The organism is Pseudomonas macauensis (assembly GCF_047902425.1).
Classification (GTDB): Bacteria; Pseudomonadota; Gammaproteobacteria; order Pseudomonadales; family Pseudomonadaceae; genus Pseudomonas.
This window is the reverse complement of record NZ_CP138377.1, coordinates 2,449,740-2,466,146: the sequence shown is the minus strand read 5'-3', so window position 1 is coordinate 2,466,146 and position 16,407 is coordinate 2,449,740. Positions and strand designations below refer to the sequence as shown.

At 66.1% G+C, this 16,407-nt stretch carries 16 protein-coding genes; 8 read left to right on the top strand and 8 right to left on the bottom strand.

The features are described from left to right. Positions 1-122: 122 nt before the first annotated feature. From SD196_RS11715 to SD196_RS11705, 3 genes are read right to left on the bottom strand one after another with little or no spacing between them, the layout of a single operon-like run. Positions 123-1,109, bottom strand: coding sequence for a TauD/TfdA family dioxygenase (locus tag SD196_RS11715; protein WP_275607476.1), 987 nt, complete (start codon positions 1,107-1,109; stop codon positions 123-125). Between the two features lie 21 nt (positions 1,110-1,130). Beyond that, a complete protein-coding gene (locus SD196_RS11710) occupies positions 1,131-1,853 on the bottom strand; it encodes a thioesterase II family protein (protein ID WP_275607477.1) in 723 nt (240 codons plus the stop codon). A gap of 3 nt (positions 1,854-1,856) precedes the next feature. After that, complete coding sequence (locus tag SD196_RS11705; RefSeq protein ID WP_416311492.1) at positions 1,857-2,066, bottom strand: MbtH family protein; 210 nt, start codon at positions 2,064-2,066, stop codon at positions 1,857-1,859. Positions 2,067-2,411: 345 nt separating this feature from the next. Here SD196_RS11705 and SD196_RS11700 point away from each other — a divergent pair, with 345 nt between their 5' ends. Then, positions 2,412-2,948 (top strand): RNA polymerase factor sigma-70, encoded by a 537-nt coding sequence (locus SD196_RS11700; protein ID WP_275607479.1) that lies wholly within the window; start codon positions 2,412-2,414, stop codon positions 2,946-2,948. Between the two features lie 139 nt (positions 2,949-3,087). Here the strand turns inward: SD196_RS11700 and codA are convergent, their stop codons facing one another. The 4 genes from codA to SD196_RS11680 all read right to left on the bottom strand — a co-directional run bounded on the left by codA (position 3,088) and on the right by SD196_RS11680 (position 7,358). Continuing rightward, complete coding sequence (gene codA / locus SD196_RS11695; RefSeq protein ID WP_275607480.1) at positions 3,088-4,329, bottom strand: cytosine deaminase; 1,242 nt, start codon at positions 4,327-4,329, stop codon at positions 3,088-3,090. 21 nt (positions 4,330-4,350) lie between these two features. Continuing rightward, positions 4,351-5,562 (bottom strand): PucR family transcriptional regulator, encoded by a 1,212-nt coding sequence (locus SD196_RS11690; protein WP_416311491.1) that lies wholly within the window; start codon positions 5,560-5,562, stop codon positions 4,351-4,353. Further along, entirely contained in the window at positions 5,559-6,818 is a 1,260-nt protein-coding gene (gene codB / locus SD196_RS11685; RefSeq protein ID WP_416311490.1) for a cytosine permease, read from the bottom strand. Before codB ends, SD196_RS11690 begins: the two co-directional genes overlap by 4 nt. Positions 6,819-7,115: 297 nt before the next feature. After that, complete coding sequence (locus tag SD196_RS11680) at positions 7,116-7,358, bottom strand: DUF2790 domain-containing protein (RefSeq protein ID WP_275607483.1); 243 nt, start codon at positions 7,356-7,358, stop codon at positions 7,116-7,118. Between the two features lie 261 nt (positions 7,359-7,619). Between SD196_RS11680 and SD196_RS11675 the strand changes: the two genes are divergently transcribed. After that, the gene (locus SD196_RS11675; protein ID WP_275607484.1) at positions 7,620-8,582 is read left to right on the top strand and encodes a GlxA family transcriptional regulator; all 963 of its coding nucleotides are present in this window, start codon (positions 7,620-7,622) and stop codon (positions 8,580-8,582) included. 161 nt (positions 8,583-8,743) lie between these two features. On the opposite strand, the gene SD196_RS11670 is transcribed toward SD196_RS11675, so the two are convergent. Next, complete coding sequence (locus tag SD196_RS11670; RefSeq protein WP_152222911.1) at positions 8,744-9,205, bottom strand: Lrp/AsnC family transcriptional regulator; 462 nt, start codon at positions 9,203-9,205, stop codon at positions 8,744-8,746. A 273-nt stretch (positions 9,206-9,478) separates the two neighbouring features. On the opposite strand from SD196_RS11670, the gene SD196_RS11665 reads away from it, so the two are divergent. The 6 genes from SD196_RS11665 to SD196_RS11640 all read left to right on the top strand — a co-directional run bounded on the left by SD196_RS11665 (position 9,479) and on the right by SD196_RS11640 (position 16,313). Then, positions 9,479-10,711, top strand: coding sequence for a 3-methyl-2-oxobutanoate dehydrogenase (2-methylpropanoyl-transferring) subunit alpha (locus SD196_RS11665; protein WP_275607485.1), 1,233 nt, complete (start codon positions 9,479-9,481; stop codon positions 10,709-10,711). Further along, positions 10,708-11,760: an alpha-ketoacid dehydrogenase subunit beta gene (locus SD196_RS11660; protein ID WP_275607486.1), complete on the top strand. Its 1,053-nt coding sequence runs from the start codon at positions 10,708-10,710 to the stop codon at positions 11,758-11,760. Before SD196_RS11665 ends, SD196_RS11660 begins: the two co-directional genes overlap by 4 nt. Then, the gene (locus SD196_RS11655) at positions 11,761-13,044 is read left to right on the top strand and encodes a dihydrolipoamide acetyltransferase family protein (RefSeq protein ID WP_416311489.1); all 1,284 of its coding nucleotides are present in this window, start codon (positions 11,761-11,763) and stop codon (positions 13,042-13,044) included. Positions 13,045-13,058: 14 nt separating this feature from the next. Next, positions 13,059-14,465 (top strand): dihydrolipoyl dehydrogenase, encoded by a 1,407-nt coding sequence (gene lpdA / locus SD196_RS11650; protein WP_275607488.1) that lies wholly within the window; start codon positions 13,059-13,061, stop codon positions 14,463-14,465. 553 nt (positions 14,466-15,018) lie between these two features. Beyond that, positions 15,019-15,459 carry a type II 3-dehydroquinate dehydratase gene (aroQ, locus tag SD196_RS11645; RefSeq protein ID WP_275607489.1) on the top strand — a complete coding sequence of 147 codons (441 nt, stop codon included), beginning with the start codon at positions 15,019-15,021 and terminating at the stop codon, positions 15,457-15,459. 5 nt (positions 15,460-15,464) lie between these two features. After that, positions 15,465-16,313 carry a shikimate dehydrogenase gene (locus SD196_RS11640; RefSeq protein ID WP_416311488.1) on the top strand — a complete coding sequence of 283 codons (849 nt, stop codon included), beginning with the start codon at positions 15,465-15,467 and terminating at the stop codon, positions 16,311-16,313. The last annotated feature ends 94 nt before the right edge of the window (positions 16,314-16,407 follow it).

Genomic DNA, 16,407 nt, shown 5'->3' with positions numbered 1-16,407 from the left:
TTCTGGCGGCGGGCGCGTGGGGCCCGCCGGAAGGAAATTCGTTGGTTTCGGGGCGCCGAGGCAGGTCGCGCGCGCCGATCAGTCCCCTCTCCGTCTGGGAGAGGGAGTTATCCGTGCGGACTTCAACGCTCGGCGTCAGCCCCATGCCCCTCAGCCATCGCGACCACGACTTTTCGCGGCCCGCTGAACGGCGAGCGCGCGTGGGCGGCGAGCATGTTGTCGAGCATCAGGACGTCGCCGCTGTACCAGGGGAAGCTCACCTTCGCCTCCTCCAGCACGCCGCGGATTTCGTCGAGCACCGAGGGTTCGATGGGGCTGCCGTCGCCGTAGTAGACGTTGCGCGGCAGATCTTCCTCGTCGACGATTTCCAGCAGGCTCTCGCGCACGTCCGGCGGCAGGTTGGAGACGTGGAACAGGTGCGCCTGGTTGAACCACACCCAGTCGCGGGTGCGCGGGTGGCGGGCCACCGCCTGGCAGACCTGGCGGGTGCGCAGTTCGCCGTCTTCCTTCCACTCCCAGCCGATCCGGTGGGCCTTGCAGTAGGCCTCGACCACCGCCGGGTCATCGCTGTTGAACACCTGCTCCCAGGCCACGTCCAGGCCGTTGCCGAAGTTGCGCGTGTACATCAGCCCGCGTTCGCTGAAGCGGCGGCGGATGCCCTCGTCCACCCGGAGGTAGATCTCGCGGCTGTCGGCGATGGGCGTCTCGCCGCCGCTCTGCGCCGCCTGCACGCAGTAGAACCAGATCTTCATCGGCCATTCGCGGGTGTAGGCCTGCTCGTTGTGCAGCGGGATGTGCTGGTGCGGCGGGTACTCGGTGGAGGTGTACACGCCGCTGGTGACGTTGCTGCGCGGCGTCGAACCGAACTCGTAGTTGAGCAGCGGATGACCGAAGCCGGCGGCAAACTCGCGAAAGCGCTCCGGCGCGCCGACCTGGAAGCCACGGAAGAGGATGCCGGCGCAAACCGGCAGGCGTTCAGCCACCAGCGGGCGCAGGTCGGCCAGGGCGTCGAGCAGGTCGATGCCGTCGCCGCGAGCCTGTACCAGCAGCGGCAGGCCGCCACGGGCCTGGGCCAAAGGAGCAACGTCGAACAGGGTGGAACTGGACATCGGGGTTCTCCGCAAGATCGCTCAGGCCAGCGCCGCGCTGGTCGCCTGGCCCGGCTGCTGCAGGCGGGCACGCAGCAGTTCGAGCAGGCGCGCCTCGCTGGAATTGAGGAAGAAGTGGCCGCCGTCGAGCATCTCCAGGGAGAAGCCAGCGCAGGTCTCGTCCTGCCAGGCGGACAACGACTCCACCGAAAGCCGGTCGGCCTTGCCGCCGAACACGTGGATCGGACAGGACAGCGGCGGGCGGCGGCGGTAGTCGTAGAGACCGCAGAGAAGGAAGTCGGCGCGCATCACCGGCAGGCTCAGGGCGAGCATCTCCACATCGGCGAAGACCGCCTCGGCGGTGCCGCCCAGGCGGCGCATGCGCTCGATCAGCTGTTCGTCGCTCTGCTCCTGCGCCAGCTCGCGATGGCTGTCGCGGCGCGACGGCGCGGAGGCCGCCGAGGCTAAGAGCGCCTGGGGCATCGGCAGGCCGCGCTCCCGCAGGGCATGGGCCAGTTCGAAGGCCAGCAGGCCACCAAGGCTGTGGCCGAACAGCGCGTAGGGCTGGTCCAGGCGCGCGGCGATTTCGTCGGCCAACTGGCCGGCCAACGCGCGCAGGTCGGTCTGCAGGTTTTCGGCAAAGCGTCGGCCACGACCGGGCAACTCCACCGGGCAGACCTCGATCCAGGCCGGCAACTGGCGCTTCCAGCGGGCGTAGAGCATGGCGCTGGCGCCGGAGTACGGCAGGCAGAACAGGCGCAGCATGGGTTACTGCCCCTCGGCCATCTTCTGCCGCAGGCTGAGCGGACGCATGTCGGTCCAGTTGGCCTCGACGAAAGCCAGGCAGTCGGCCTTGCTCCCCTGCTTGCCGGCTTCGCGCCAGCCGGCGGGGACTTCCTTGTAGCCCGGCCACAGCGAGTACTGCTCTTCACCGTTGACCAGCACCTTGTAAACCGCATCTTCGCGATCGAACGCCATCGCTCTTCTCCTTCAGCCATATGGGATGCCGGCCACCGGCCATTACCGATGTTTTCCGGCTCTGCCATGAAGACGAAGGAGGCAGGGAAATAGTTAGCTATCGCATATGCGATTAATTCTCACAGGATATGCGCCGGCGAAAGTGCCTGATCTGTGCTGGGCACCCGGGAAGAACTTTCAAGGAAGGATACGAATGAAAAATCTTCGAACCACTGTGGGAACCCTATTCCAGAGCGATTGCCGAAGTCTCTCGAATTAATTGATAATAATTATCATTTGATCTAGATTGACCGCCTCAACCCATGTGGACGTCCCCGCCTCCGCCGCCGCATAGGAACACCTTGCATGTCCAAGCCAATGCCCGCCGAGTCGCGCCCCGCTCTCCATGAGCTGTTCGCCACCCACCGGCAGACCTTCATCAATGCGGCCGCACGCATCCTCGGCTGCCGCAGCCATGCCGAAGACGTGGTCCACGATGCGTACATCAAGCTCAACGCCACCGACCTGACCTCCGGCATCCAGTCGCAGAGCGGCTACCTGATGCGCGTGGTACGCAACCTGGCCATCGATCTCTACCGGCGCCAGGCGCTGGAGAAGCGCTATTCGGGGAACGAGGAGGAAGGCATGCACGTCGCGACGCCGGCTGCCTCGCCGGAGACCGAGCATGAGGGTCGGCAGACGCTCGAAGCCATTTCCAACGCCCTGCTCGCGTTGCCCGAGCGCACGCGCTATGCCTTCGAGATGTACCGCCTGCACGGTCGCACGCAGAAGGAGATCGCCGAGGAACTGGGGGTTTCCCCGACGCTGGTGAACTTCATGGTGCGCGACGCGCTGGTGCACTGCCGCAAGACCCTCAAGGGCCTGGAAGAAGGTCGCTGCTGAGGGGATCGCAGCCTTGGGTCAGGGCGCGAAAGATCGCTCCGGTGTAGTGCTCGCCAGTCGCCAGCGCATGGCAATGAACGCCGCAGGGCTGCAGCAGCCGGGTTGAAGGCAATCTGCTGCAGCCCCCGTGAAACGCCCGTCAGCCTTCGACCAGTTCCACCTGCTCCGGCTCGCGCTTCATCAGCACGCGGCCATTGCGGATCGAGTACAGCGCCTTGGTCTGCTGGCGCACCGCCTCGTAATCGCTGTCCACGCCGAGCACCAGCAGGTTGGCCGGACGGCCGGCGGCGATGCCGTAGCGCGCGCCCAGGTTCAGCGCGCGGGCGCTGTTGTCGGTGACCAGGTCCAGCGCGCGCTGCAGGTCTTCGAAGCCCATCATGTGGCAGATGTGCAGGCCGGCATCCAGCACGCGCAGGATGTTGCCGTTGCCCAGCGGGTACCACGGGTCCTTGATCGAGTCCTGGCCGAAGCAGACGTTCATGCCGGCACGGTCGATCTCGGCCACGCGGGTCACGCCACGGCGTTTCGGGAAGGTGTCGAAGCGACCCTGCAGGTGGATGCTCTCGGTCGGGCAGGAAACGAAGTTGATGCCCGAGCGCTTGAGCAGGCGGAACAGCTTGGAGCAGTAAGCGTTGTCGTAGGAACCCATGGCCGTGGTGTGACTGGCCGTGACGCGGCCGCCCATGCCGCGCACGCGGGCCTCTTCGGCGAGCACTTCGAGGAAGCGCGAGTTCGGGTCGTCGGTCTCGTCGCAGTGCACGTCCACCAGGCAGCCGGTGCGCTCGGCCAGGTCCATCAGGAACTTGATCGAGCTGACGCCCTGCTCGCGGGTGTTCTCGAAGTGCGGGATGCCGCCGACCACATCCGCGCCCAGGCGGATCGCCTCTTCCATCAGCTCGCGACCGCCCTCGTAGGACTCGATGCCCTCCTGCGGGAAGGCGACGATCTGCAGGTCGACCAGGTGCTTGGCCTCTTCCTTCACTTCCAGCATCGCCTTGAGCGCGGCCAGGGTCGGATCGGTCACGTCGACGTGGGTGCGCACGTGCTGAATGCCATGGGCGGCCAGCATGCGGATGGTGGTGTGAGCGCGGGACTTGGTGTCCTCGTGCGTAATGGTTTCCTTGCGCTGAGCCCAGCGCTCGATGCCCTCGAACAGCGTGCCGCTCATGTTCCACTCCGGCTCGCCGGCGGTCAGGGTGGCGTCGAGGTGGATGTGCGGCTCCACCAGCGGGGCGATGGCCAGGTTGCCACGGGCGTCGATGTCGTCGCCGCTGGCGGCCAGGGTGCCGGCTTGCTGGATGACTTCGGCGATGACGTCGCCTTCGCAGCGGATGGTGAACAGGCCGGTCTGCTTGCGCAGCGAGGCGTTGATGATCTTCATGGGCTCTTGTTCCTCTTCAGGCTATTCGTGGCGCGGCGCGCTGGACATGCGCCAGATGAGCAGCGCCACGGAGGTATTCAGGCGGAATTGCGCGTCGTCCAGGGACTGGCCGCTCAGGGCCTCGATGCGCGTGATCCGCTGGTTCAGGGTGTTGCGATGGATGCCCAGGCGCTGTGCCGCCTTGAGCGCGTTGCCGTTCTCCTGGACGAGCGCGTCGAGCGTCTCGATCAGCAGGTGCGGCTGTTTGCGGCCCGGCTCCGAGAGCGGGCCGAGGGTGTCTTTCATGAACTGCTCGACCACCGCCCGATCGGGAATCGCCCGCAGCAGGCGCAGCACGCCCAGCTCACGGTAGTCGCAGAATCCGCTGGACGCCTGCATGCCTTCGGCAACGTCCAGCGCCTGGCGCGCTTCGAGCAACGCACGGGGGAATTCCGCGCAGGAATCGGCGCGGGCGGACAGCCCGAGGTAGGCACGCAACGGCGCCAGTTCCTGCTGCAGTTCGGCGGCCAGGGTGTGCAGCTCGGCGCGCTCCACGTCAGCCAGCAGGAGAACGAACAGGTCGCCCTGGATCACCACCGGCAGGCGCTCGGGGCGCGCCTGTTGCCAGTTCTCCAGATGGTCGAGCAGGCGCTGGCGGGTGAGTTGCAACGCGCGCTCGGCCTCTTCCGGCTCCTGTTGCTGGAACAGCGTGTCGATGCCGGACAGTCGCAGCGCCACCAGGCGGCGCGGAGTTTCCAGCGGCAACTCCAGGTGTTGCGCGCGGCGGCGGACGATCTCCAGGCTCGGGAAATCACCACTGAGCAACTGGCCAAGGATGTCGCGGCGCGAGGTCTTCACCTGGGTCATCTGCACCAGTGCCGTGCCGATCAGGTGGGTGACGATGACCATCTTCAGCGCATAGGGCTGCTCAATCAGCGGCAGGCCCTCCACTTCGGCTAAATGAACCACGGAATCGGGGATGCGCTGGATGAACTCGTCGCCGGTGAGGATGACGATGCCGGCGATGCCGCTGGCGACGCCTTCGCGCACCAGCTGCAGCAGGTTGGCCTCGTCACGGCTGTGGTTGATGCCAGTGACGAACACCAGCTCGCCCCCCATCACCCAGTCGGCAATGCCGACGTTCTCCGCCACGTAGGACCAGCGCACGCTGCGATGCAGATTGCGCGAGCCGGCCCGCAGCGCGAGGCTTTCCAGCCCCGGCAGGCGGAGGATTTCCTCGACGCTCAGGCTCAAGCGCGCGGCTCGCTCAGCGGCGCGCGGGCGCGGGTGACTTCGGTGAGGACGATGTAGCAGACCGCCGAGGCGGCGATGCCCACCAGCGGCGCGATCCACGGCGAGGCGTAGGCCAGGCCCGCGCCGACCGCGTAGGAGACCAGGCCGGAAAGGTTGAACGCCGGAATGTGCGTGCCCACCAGCGCCGGATATTCGCCGCGGTTGCGGTACCAGAAGTCGGCCATGATCACGCCACCCAGCGGCGGAATGATCGAGCCCAGCAGCACCAGGAACGGGATCAGCCATTCGTACATGCCGCCAATGGCGAGGATGATGCCCACGCCGGCAGCCAGCAGCGTCATGCTGCGGCGGCGCTCACTACGCACCAGGTGGCAGGCGGCGGCGGAGACGTTGTAGATGGTCGGGCCCTGGATGGTCCACAGGTTCAGGCAGAGCATGATCACCGCGGCGAAGGACAGGCCCTGCAGCACCATCACTTCAACGATGTCGGCGTTCTGGTAGACGATGGCGCACCAGGCGCCGGCGACGATCATCAGGCCGTTGCCGATGAGGAAGGCGACCACGCTGGCGATCACCGCGATGCGCCCGCTGCGGGCCATGCGCGTCCAGTTGGTGGCCTGGGTCGCGCCGCTGGCGAAGGTGCCGAAGACCATGGTCACGGCGGCGGAGAAGGTCAGCGTCTGGCTCGGCTCCTTCGCCAGCAGCCCGCTCCAGCCGCCAGCATGGTTGGTGGCGATGACCATCGATGCCACCAGCAGGATGAACATCAGCGGCACCGACACGCGGGACATGATGTCCAGGCCCTTGAAGCCGATGATCGCGGTGACCGAGAACAGCAGGCCGAACACCACCATCAGCGGGATGTTCAGCCATGCCGGCAGGGCCAGCATCTTCACCAGCACGATGGCCACGGTGGCGGTGCCCCAGGCGTACCAGCCCAGTTCCGCGAAGCCGAGGAGGAAGTCGGACAGCTTGCTGCCGCGCTCGCCGAAGCAGAAGCGTCCCATCAGCACGGTATTCAGGCCGCTGCGTGAGGCGATCAGGCCCAGGGCGGCGGCATAGATGGCCAGCAGCACGTTGCCGATGAAGGCGACCCAGAGCATGTCGACGAAGTCGAAGGCCATGCCGATCTTGCCGCCGGCGAACATGGTCCCGGTGAAGAAGGTGAAGCTGAACAGGACCATGGCGATGGGCAGCAGGCCTTTGCGCCCTTCCCTGGGCGTCGCGCTCAGGGGGAACTCACTGGGGGAACTCATCAGGTGTCTCCGCGAGGATTGGTGAATGTCTCCCGGCCCTACGCAAATAGCGGGCCGGAAAAGCCAATCAGGAACGACGCGGAAATTTTGAGCATGTGGAACATTGTGAACTGTTCACAATGCACACTTCCGGTGGGTGTAACGGCGTTTCAAGATAGCTCAAATGTGCATTGTGCGGATTTTCGGGGCACGATGCAGCTTTTTCGCACCAAATCTGACGAAACCCTGACTTGAGTTCCTACCGTTCAGCGGACTTCGCCAAGCCGTTCACCCTCTGCGCGAACGTCCGGAATCGACTCAGGCGTCGCTGCACCGCTCGGTCTGGCGCAGGTAGCGCAGGGTATGGACCTGCCCCTGGGAGTCCAGGTAGGTCATGGTGGCCAGGCTGACTTCGCAGCGTTCGTTGGGCTGCTCGATGCGCAACACCTTCGCCACGTCCAGCGGCATGCCGTATTGATAGACAGGGGCGTCGGCGGCGAAAGCAGGGACGGAAAGAAGCACGGCCGGGACGGAGAACAGAAGGAAAAGAGTGGATTTCATGGCGGGAACCTCGAGTATCACGCGGGTCGCGTTGATCGTGGCCCACAGCCATTAAATCTAGTCGAGCCGCCGTTCTGGACACAGTGCGACTTCGGCAAAGAATTCATGCAGATCGCGCAACAATAATGCCTTGTAAGGATGCTGCACGTGCGATTGTGACCCTGGTTGTCGCCTGATTGGCAGTATTCGCACTCCTGATGCGTTTACAGCCAGACCGATCCGCCGCAAGAATGAACGCCATCGATCGGATCGGGAGTCGTCATGAAACGCGTGGCCATGCTGCTGTTCCCCGGCGTGCAGGCGCTGGACGTTTCCGGGCCGCTGGATGTGTTCGCCGAGGCCAACGCCTTCGTGCCGCCTGGGCAGGGTTACCGGGTCGTCACCCTTGCCGCGCCGCCCCTGCCCTTGCGCGCATCCAATGGGCAACTGCTGGGCGCCGACTTCAACCTCGAACCGGGCTTTGCCACTGCCGACATCCTGCTGGTGCCCGGCGGACCGAAGCTGCCGGAGGAAATGCCCAGCGCCGAACTGATCGACTGGCTGCACGCGGCCTGTGCCCAGGCGCCGCGCTACGGTTCGATCTGTACCGGCGCCTTTCTCCTCGGCCACGCCGGGCTGCTGGATGGCAAGCGCGTCACCACCCACTGGAGCGACGCGCGGCGCCTGGCGGAGTTGTTCCCACAGGCGCGGGTGGAGCCCGATCGCATCCATGTACGCGATGGCGCGCTGGTGACGTCGGCGGGTGTTACGGCCGGCATCGACCTGGCGCTGGCCCTGGTCGCCGAAGACCACGGCGCGGCGGTTGCCCTGGCCGTCGCCAAACGCCTGCTGGTGGTGGCGCAGCGCCAGGGCGGGCAGTCACAGTTCAGCCCCTTCCTGCAGGCGCCGGCAGATGAAGCGTCGCCCGTGGCGCGCATCCAGCGCCACGTACAGGAAAACCTCGACCAGCCGCTGGGCGTGCCAGAACTGGCTGCTGAGGTAGCCATGAGTCCGCGCAGCTTTGCCCGCGTTTTCGTTCGTGAGGCCGGGGTGACGCCGGCGGAGTTCGTCCAGCGCGCCCGCATCGATGCGGCGCGTGGATTGCTGGAGGGCGGCGACCTGGCGCTGAAAGTGATCGCCTGGCGCTGCGGCTTCGGCAGCGCGGCACGGATGCGGCGGGTGTTCGTGCAGCGGTTGGGAGTGACGCCGACGCAGTATCGGGAGCAGTTTCGGCGCGATGCCTGAACCTGTTTTTGCAGGAGCGAGCTTGCTCGCGAACCGATCCCCCCGCTGCGGACTTGAGGATTTCGCGGACATGGTCCGCTCCTGCGGTCAGGATCGGCGCCCGCTCTCGTAGGAGCGGATCTTATCCGCGAAGGAATCGATGCCGCGCCATGGATTCCCGGCTAGATCGGCGGCGCCGACCGCAGCATCACCGATTTCAATGCGAACGCCGACTTGATCCCCGCCACCCCTGGAATCTGCGTCAGCGTATTGGTCAGGAACAGCTGGTACGCCGACAGGTCCTTCACCACCACCCGCAGCACGTAATCCGCATCCCCGGTCATCTGGAAGCAGCTCATCACCTGCGGCGCCTGGACGATACGTTCCTCGAACCGCGCGAGGTAGTCGCCGGTCTGTTTTTCCAGGGACACCGAAACGAACACGCTCATGCCGCCGGACAGGCGTTCCTCGTCGAGCCGGGCGAAGTAGCCCTGGATGTAGTGCTCCTCCTCCAGGCGGCGCACCCGGCGCAGGGTCGGGGTCAGCGACAGGCCGATCTTCTGCGCGAGGTCGCGCCAGGAAAGACGGCCATCGTCGGCCAGGGCGCGGAGGATTTTCAGGTCGGTGCGGTCGAGATCAGCCATTTTCTCTCAGTACTACAAGTGGTTGTTTTTATAGTTCAAACACACTAATCGCTAAGCTCGGATCTAGTCAATTTGGAGCAAAAAACCAATCGGTCACACCTATACTGAAACCACAACTACAACAACCGAGGACCTCACCATGAGTGATGTCACCACCCGCCGCGCGACCCTGCGCGACACCCGCACCGTAGCCCTACCCGGCCGGGTGCGCCCGCCAGGCATGGCCTCTTCCGTTCGCTGATCCACACCCACGATCACAACTGGAGACCCGCCATGACCGACTACGCTCCGCTCCGCCTGCACGTCCCCGAACCCACCGGACGCCCGGGCTGCAAGACCGACTTCTCCTACCTGCACCTCTCGCCCGCCGGCGAGGTGCGCAAGCCCGCCATCGACGTCGAACCGGCCCAGACCACCGACCTGGCCTTCAGCCTGGTGCGCGTGCTCGACGACCAGGGCAACGCCCTCGGCCCCTGGGCCCCGGACCTGAGCCACGAGCAACTGCTGCGCGGCATGCGCCTGATGCTCAAGACGCGCATCTTCGACGCGCGCATGCTCACCGCCCAGCGCCAGAAGAAGATGTCCTTCTACATGCAGTGCCTGGGTGAAGAGGCCATCGCCACCGCCCACACCATGGCCCTGCGCGACGGCGACATGACCTTCCCCACCTACCGTCAGCAAGGCATCCTGATCACCCGCGACTACCCGCTCAAGGACATGATCTGCCAGCTGCTCTCCAACGAGCAGGACCCGCTCAAGGGCCGTCAGCTGCCGATCATGTACTCCAGCCGCGAGAAGGGTTTCTTCTCGATTTCCGGCAACCTCGCCACCCAGTTCATCCAGGCCGTCGGCTGGGGCATGGCCTCGGCGATCAAGGGCGACACCAAGATCTCGTCCGCCTGGATCGGCGACGGCGCCACTGCCGAATCCGACTTCCACACCGCCCTCACCTTCGCCCACGTCTACCGCGCGCCGGTGATCCTCAACGTGGTCAACAACCAGTGGGCGATCTCCACCTTCCAGGCCATCGCCGGCGGTGAAGGCACCACCTTCGCCAACCGTGGCGTGGGTTGCGGCATCGCCTCGCTGCGGGTCGACGGCAACGACTTCCTCGCCGTCTACGCCGCCTCGCAATGGGCCGCCGAGCGCGCCCGCCGCGGCCATGGGCCGAGCCTCATCGAGTGGGTCACCTACCGTGCGGGCCCGCACTCCACCTCGGATGACCCGTCCAAGTACCGCCCCGCCGACGACTGGACCAACTTCCCCCTGGGCGACCCGATCGCCCGCCTGAAGCAGCACCTGATCGCGCTCGGCATCTGGTCCGACGAGCAGCAGGAAGCGCTGCAGAAGGAGCTGGAAGCCGAAGTGATCGCCGCGCAGAAAGAGGCCGAACGCCACGGCTCGCTGGTGGATGGCCACGTGTTCAGCGCCGCCAACCTGTTCGATGACGTCTACAAGGACCTGCCGGAACACCTGCGCCGGCAGCGCCAGGAGCTCGGGGTATGAATGCCGTGAACCAGCAACACGAGAACGCCCAGGCGGTCACCAGCATGACCATGATCCAGGCCCTGCGCTCGGCCATGGACGTGATGCTCGAACGCGACGACAACGTCGTGGTATTCGGCCAGGACGTAGGCTACTTCGGCGGCGTGTTCCGCTGCACCGAAGGCCTGCAGAAGAAGTACGGCACCTCGCGGGTGTTCGACGCGCCGATCTCCGAGAGCGGCATCATCGGCGCCGCCGTCGGCATGGGCGCCTATGGCCTGCGCCCGGTGGTGGAAATCCAGTTCGCCGACTACGTCTACCCGGCCACCGACCAGTTGGTCTCGGAAGCCGCGCGTATCCGCTACCGCTCGGTGAACGACTTCACCGTGCCCATGGTGGTGCGCATGCCCTGCGGCGGCGGCATCTACGGCGGCCAGACCCACAGCCAGAGCCCCGAGGCAATGTTCACCCAGGTCTGCGGCCTGCGCACCGTCATGCCGTCCAACCCGTACGACGCCAAGGGCCTCTTGATCGCCTGCATCGAGAACGACGACCCGGTGATCTTCCTCGAACCCAAGCGCCTGTATAACGGCCCGTTCGACGGCCACCACGACCGCCCGGTGACGCCCTGGTCCAAGCATCCGGCCAGCCAGGTGCCGGAAGGTTACTACAGCGTGCCGCTGGATAAGGCCGCCATCGCCCGCCCCGGTTCCGAGCTCACCGTGCTGACCTACGGCACCACCGTCTACGTCGCCCAGACCGCCGCCGAGGAGACCGGTATCGATGCCGAGATCATCGACCTGCGCAGCCTCTGGCCGCTGGACCTGGACACCATCGTCGAGTCGGTGAAGAAGACCGGCCGCTGCGTCATCGTCCATGAGGCCACCCGCACCTGCGGCTACGGCGCCGAGCTGATGTCGCTGGTACAGGAGCACTGCTTCCACCACCTCGAAGCGCCGATTGCCCGCGTCACCGGTTGGGACACGCCCTACCCGCACGCCCAGGAATGGGATTACTTCCCCGGCCCCGCCCGCGTCGGCGCGGCCTTCAAACGCGCCATGGAGGTCTGAATGGGCACTCACATCATCAAGATGCCGGACATCGGCGAAGGCATCGCCGAAGTCGAGCTGGTGGAGTGGCACGTCCAGGTGGGCGACGAGGTCCATGAGGACCAGCTGCTGGCCGAGGTCATGACCGACAAGGCCACGGTGGAGATTCCCTCGCCCGTGGCCGGAAAGATCCTCGCCCTCGGCGGTGTGCCGGGCCAGGTGATGGCCGTGGGCGGCGAGCTGATCCGCCTGGAAGTGGAAGGCCAGGGCAACCTCAAGGAAGCCGCGCAACCCAAGGCTCATGAAGAGGCGCCGGCTAAACCGGAAGCCAAGCCCGCACCGGCGGCCGAAGCGCCCAAGCCGGCACCGCGCGCCGAGAACAAGCCGGTCGCCCCGGCCGCCCGCCCTGCCCCGACACCGGCCCCGCGCCGCGCACCGGGCGAGAAGCCGCTGGCCTCACCGGCCGTGCGCCAGCGCGCCCGCGACCTGGGCGTGGAACTGCAGTTCGTGCAGGGCAGCGGCCCGGCCGGACGCATCCTCCACGAAGACCTTGAACACTACCTGGAACATGGCGGAGCGACCATCGCCTCCGGTTATGCCGCGCGCCACGACGAGCACCAGATCCCGGTGATCGGCCTGCGCCGCATGATTGCGAAGAAGATGGCCGAGGCCAAGCGGCGCATCCCGCACTTCAGCTATGTCGAGGAAATCGACGTTACCGATCTGGAAGCCCTGCGCGTCCACCTCAACGCCAAGCACAGCGCGGCACGCGGTAAGCTCACCCTGCTGCCCTTCATCGCCCGCGCCATGGTCGTCGCCCTGCGCGACTTCCCACAGCTCAACGCACGCTATGACGACGAGGCCGACGTGATCACCCGCTACGGCGCGGTGCACCTGGGCGTCGCCACCCAGAGCGACAACGGCCTGATGGTGCCGGTGCTGCGCAACGCCGAGTCCCGCGACCTGTGGGGCAACGCCGCGGAAGTGGCGCGCCTGGCCGAGGCTGCGCGCCACGGCAAGGCCAGCCGCGAGGAACTCTCCGGCTCGACCATCACCCTGAGCAGCCTCGGCGCGCTCGGCGGCATCGTCAGCACGCCGGTGATCAACCATCCGGAAGTGGCCATCGTCGGCGTCAACCGCATGGTCGAGCGGCCGATGGTGATCAACGGCCAGATCGTGGTGCGCAAGATGATGAACCTGTCCTCGTCCTTCGATCACCGGGTGGTCGACGGCATGGATGCGGCGGCCTTCATCCAGGCCGTGCGCGCCCTGCTCGAACATCCCGCCACCCTGTTCATCGACTGAGGGAGAGCCGACTCGTGAAACAGAACCAGACTCTCGAAACCACCCTGCTGGTGATCGGCGGCGGCCCCGGCGGCTACGTTGCGGCGATCCGCGCCGGCCAGCTGGGCATCCGTACCGTGCTGGTGGAAGGCGCCTCCCTCGGCGGCACCTGCCTGAACATCGGCTGCATCCCCTCCAAGGCGCTGATCCACGCCGCCGAGGAATACCTCAAGGCCCGCGAGTTCGCCGGTACCTCACCGCTGGGCATCAGCGTGCAGGCGCCGAGCATCGACATCCAGCGCACCGTGGAGTGGAAAGACGGCATCGTCGACCGCCTCACCACCGGCGTCGCCGCACTGCTGAAGAAGCATGGCGTCACCGTGGTGAACGGCTGGGCGAAGATTGTCGATGGCAAGACCGTGGAAGTGGATCTGGCCGAAGGCGGCACCCAGCACATCCACACCGAACACCTTCTGCTGGCGGCCGGTTCGAAATCCGTGGAGCTGCCCTTCCTGCCGGTGGGCGGCAATGTGATCTCCTCTACCGAGGCCCTGGCGCCCAAGGTGCTGCCCAAGCGCCTGGCGGTGGTCGGCGGCGGCTACATCGGCCTGGAACTGGGCATCGCCTACCGCAAGCTGGGCGTCGAGGTGACGGTGGTGGAAGCGCAGCCGCGCATTCTCCCAACCTATGACGAGGAGCTGACCAAACCCGTGGCGAATTCGCTGCGCAAGCTGGGCATCGAGTTGTACCTGGGCCACAGCGTCATGGGCCTGGAGCCGGACGGCAAAGGCCTGCGTGTGCAGGATGGCGCCGGCTCGCAACGGGTGATCGAGACCGACCAGGTGCTGGTCGCCGTCGGCCGCCACCCCAATGCCACGGGCTGGAACCTGGAGAGCCTGAGCCTGGACATGAACGGTCGCGCCGTGAAGATCGACGAGCAGTGCCGCACCTCCATGCGCAATGTCTGGGCCATCGGCGACATCGCCGGCGAGCCCATGCTGGCCCACCGCGCCATGGCCCAGGGCGAGATGGTCGCCGAGATCATCGGCGGCAGGCGCCGCGCCTTCACCCCCACGGCGATCCCGGCGGTGTGCTTCACCGATCCGGAAGTGGTGGTGGTCGGCCTTTCGCCCGACCAGGCGAAAGCCGCGGGCCATGAAGTGCTGACAGCGAACTTCCCGTTCGCCGCCAATGGCCGCGCCATGACCCTCGAGTCCAACGACGGCTTCGTCCGCGTGGTGGCCCGCAAGGACAACCACCTGATCCTCGGCTGGCAGGCGGTAGGCAAGGCAGTCTCCGAGTTGTCCACGGCCTTCGTGCAGTCCCTGGAAATGGGCGCCTGCCTGGAAGACATCGCCGGCACCATCCACGCCCACCCGACCCTGGGCGAGGCCGTGCAGGAAGCGGCGCTGCGCGCGCTGGGGCACGCCCTGCACATCTGATCCGACTTCCCCCTCGCTTGACCCGCCGATTGGCGGGTCTTTTTTTGCCTGGTGGTTTTTTGGTGCTCATGCAGCGTCAGGGCGGGCCATGCCCGCCATTCGCGGACAAGGTCCTACGAGAGCGCTCCAGGCCACCTGTAGGAGCAACTGTCTTTTTCCTGAAAGTCTGTGCCTGTGTTTCCCCCTCACCCCAGCCCTCTCCCAGAGGGAGAGGGGGCAGATTGTTCCGGCTGACGCCGTAGTTTCATCCTGCACCGAACGGTTCCCTCTCCCGCTTGCGGGAGAGGGTTAGGGTGAGGGGCTTTGATCTCGTAGGAGCGGACCTTGTACGCGAATAGCCGATAACCGCACAAAACCTGATCCGTCGCACCCGATGCCCACGTCGACATTCCCAAACAATCACCGAACTTAGCAGCCAAATCGAGTCTTTAAGCAACGAAATCCCCCACACCCGATCTACGCACGCCTCCATTGACCAAATTAACCATTTGGTACATTTTGCTCCCACAGGCTTTTTTATCGCGGCCATATAACAACGGAGCTCCTCACCCTCATGCCTCACACCCTCCTCGTGCTCAACGGCCCCAACCTCAACCTGCTCGGCACCCGCGAGCCGGCCACCTACGGCCACGAGGCCCTCGACGACATCGCCGCGATCTGCGAGCGCACCGGCGCCGAGCACGGCCTGGAGATCGACTTCCGCCAGACCAACCACGAAGGCCAGTTGATCGACTGGATTCACCAGGCACGCGGTCGCTGCGCGGGCATCCTGATCAACCCGGCGGCCTGGACCCACACCTCGGTGGCCATCCGCGACGCGCTGGCCGCCGTGGAGCTGCCGGTCATCGAGGTGCACCTGTCAAACGTGCACGCGCGCGAGGAATTCCGGCAGCACTCCTTCGTCTCCGGCATCGCCGTCGGCGTCATCGCCGGCCTGGGCAGCGACGGTTATCGCGCCGGCATCCGGCACTTCTCCAAACTGCTGAAAGGGTGAGCGCCATGAACGAACAACGCACCGTACTGGCCGGCCTGATCGGCGCCGGCATCCAGGCTTCGCGCACCCCGGCCATGCACGAACGCGAAGGCGACGCCCAGGGCCTGCGTTACCTGTACCGGCTGATCGACCTGGACATGCTGGGCGTCGATGCCGGCGCCCTGCCCGACCTGCTGGCCGCCGCCGAGCGCATGGGCTACACCGGGCTGAACATCACCTTCCCCTGCAAGCAGGCGGTCATTCCGCTGCTCGATGAGCTGTCTGACGAGGCGCGCGGCATCGGCGCGGTGAATACCGTGGTCCTGCGCGACGGCAAGCGCATCGGCCACAACACCGACTGTCTGGGCTTCGCCGAAGGCTTCCGGCGCAACCTCAGCGATGCGCCACGCGAGCGCGTGGTGCAGCTGGGTGCCGGCGGCGCGGGCGCTGCGGTGGCCCACGCGCTGCTCAGCGAAGGCGTGCGGCAGCTGACGATCTTCGAAGTGGACCCGGCCCGCTCCCAGGCACTGGTGGACAACCTCAACGCGCACTTCGGCGGCCAGCGTGCCCGCGTCGGTCATGATCTTGCCGGCGCAGTTGCCGAGGCCGACGGGCTGGTCAACACCACCCCGGTGGGCATGGCCAAGCTGCCCGGCGCGCCGCTGCCGCTGGAGCTGCTGCACCCGCACCTGTGGGTGGCGGAGATCATCTATTTCCCGCTGGAAACCGAACTGCTGAAACACGCCCGCAGCCTCGGCTGCCGCACGCTGGATGGCGGCAACATGGCAGTGTTCCAGGCGGTGAAGGCGTTCGAGCTGTTCAGTGGCGTCGCGGCAGATGCCCAGCGGATGTTGGCGCATTTCAGCGCGATGTAACTGGCGTCAGGGGGCGATACCCTGCGATGGGTATCGCTTCGCTCCACGCCATCCTACCCTGGTATTCGCCAGGAACATCGATGTGCGCTGAAGG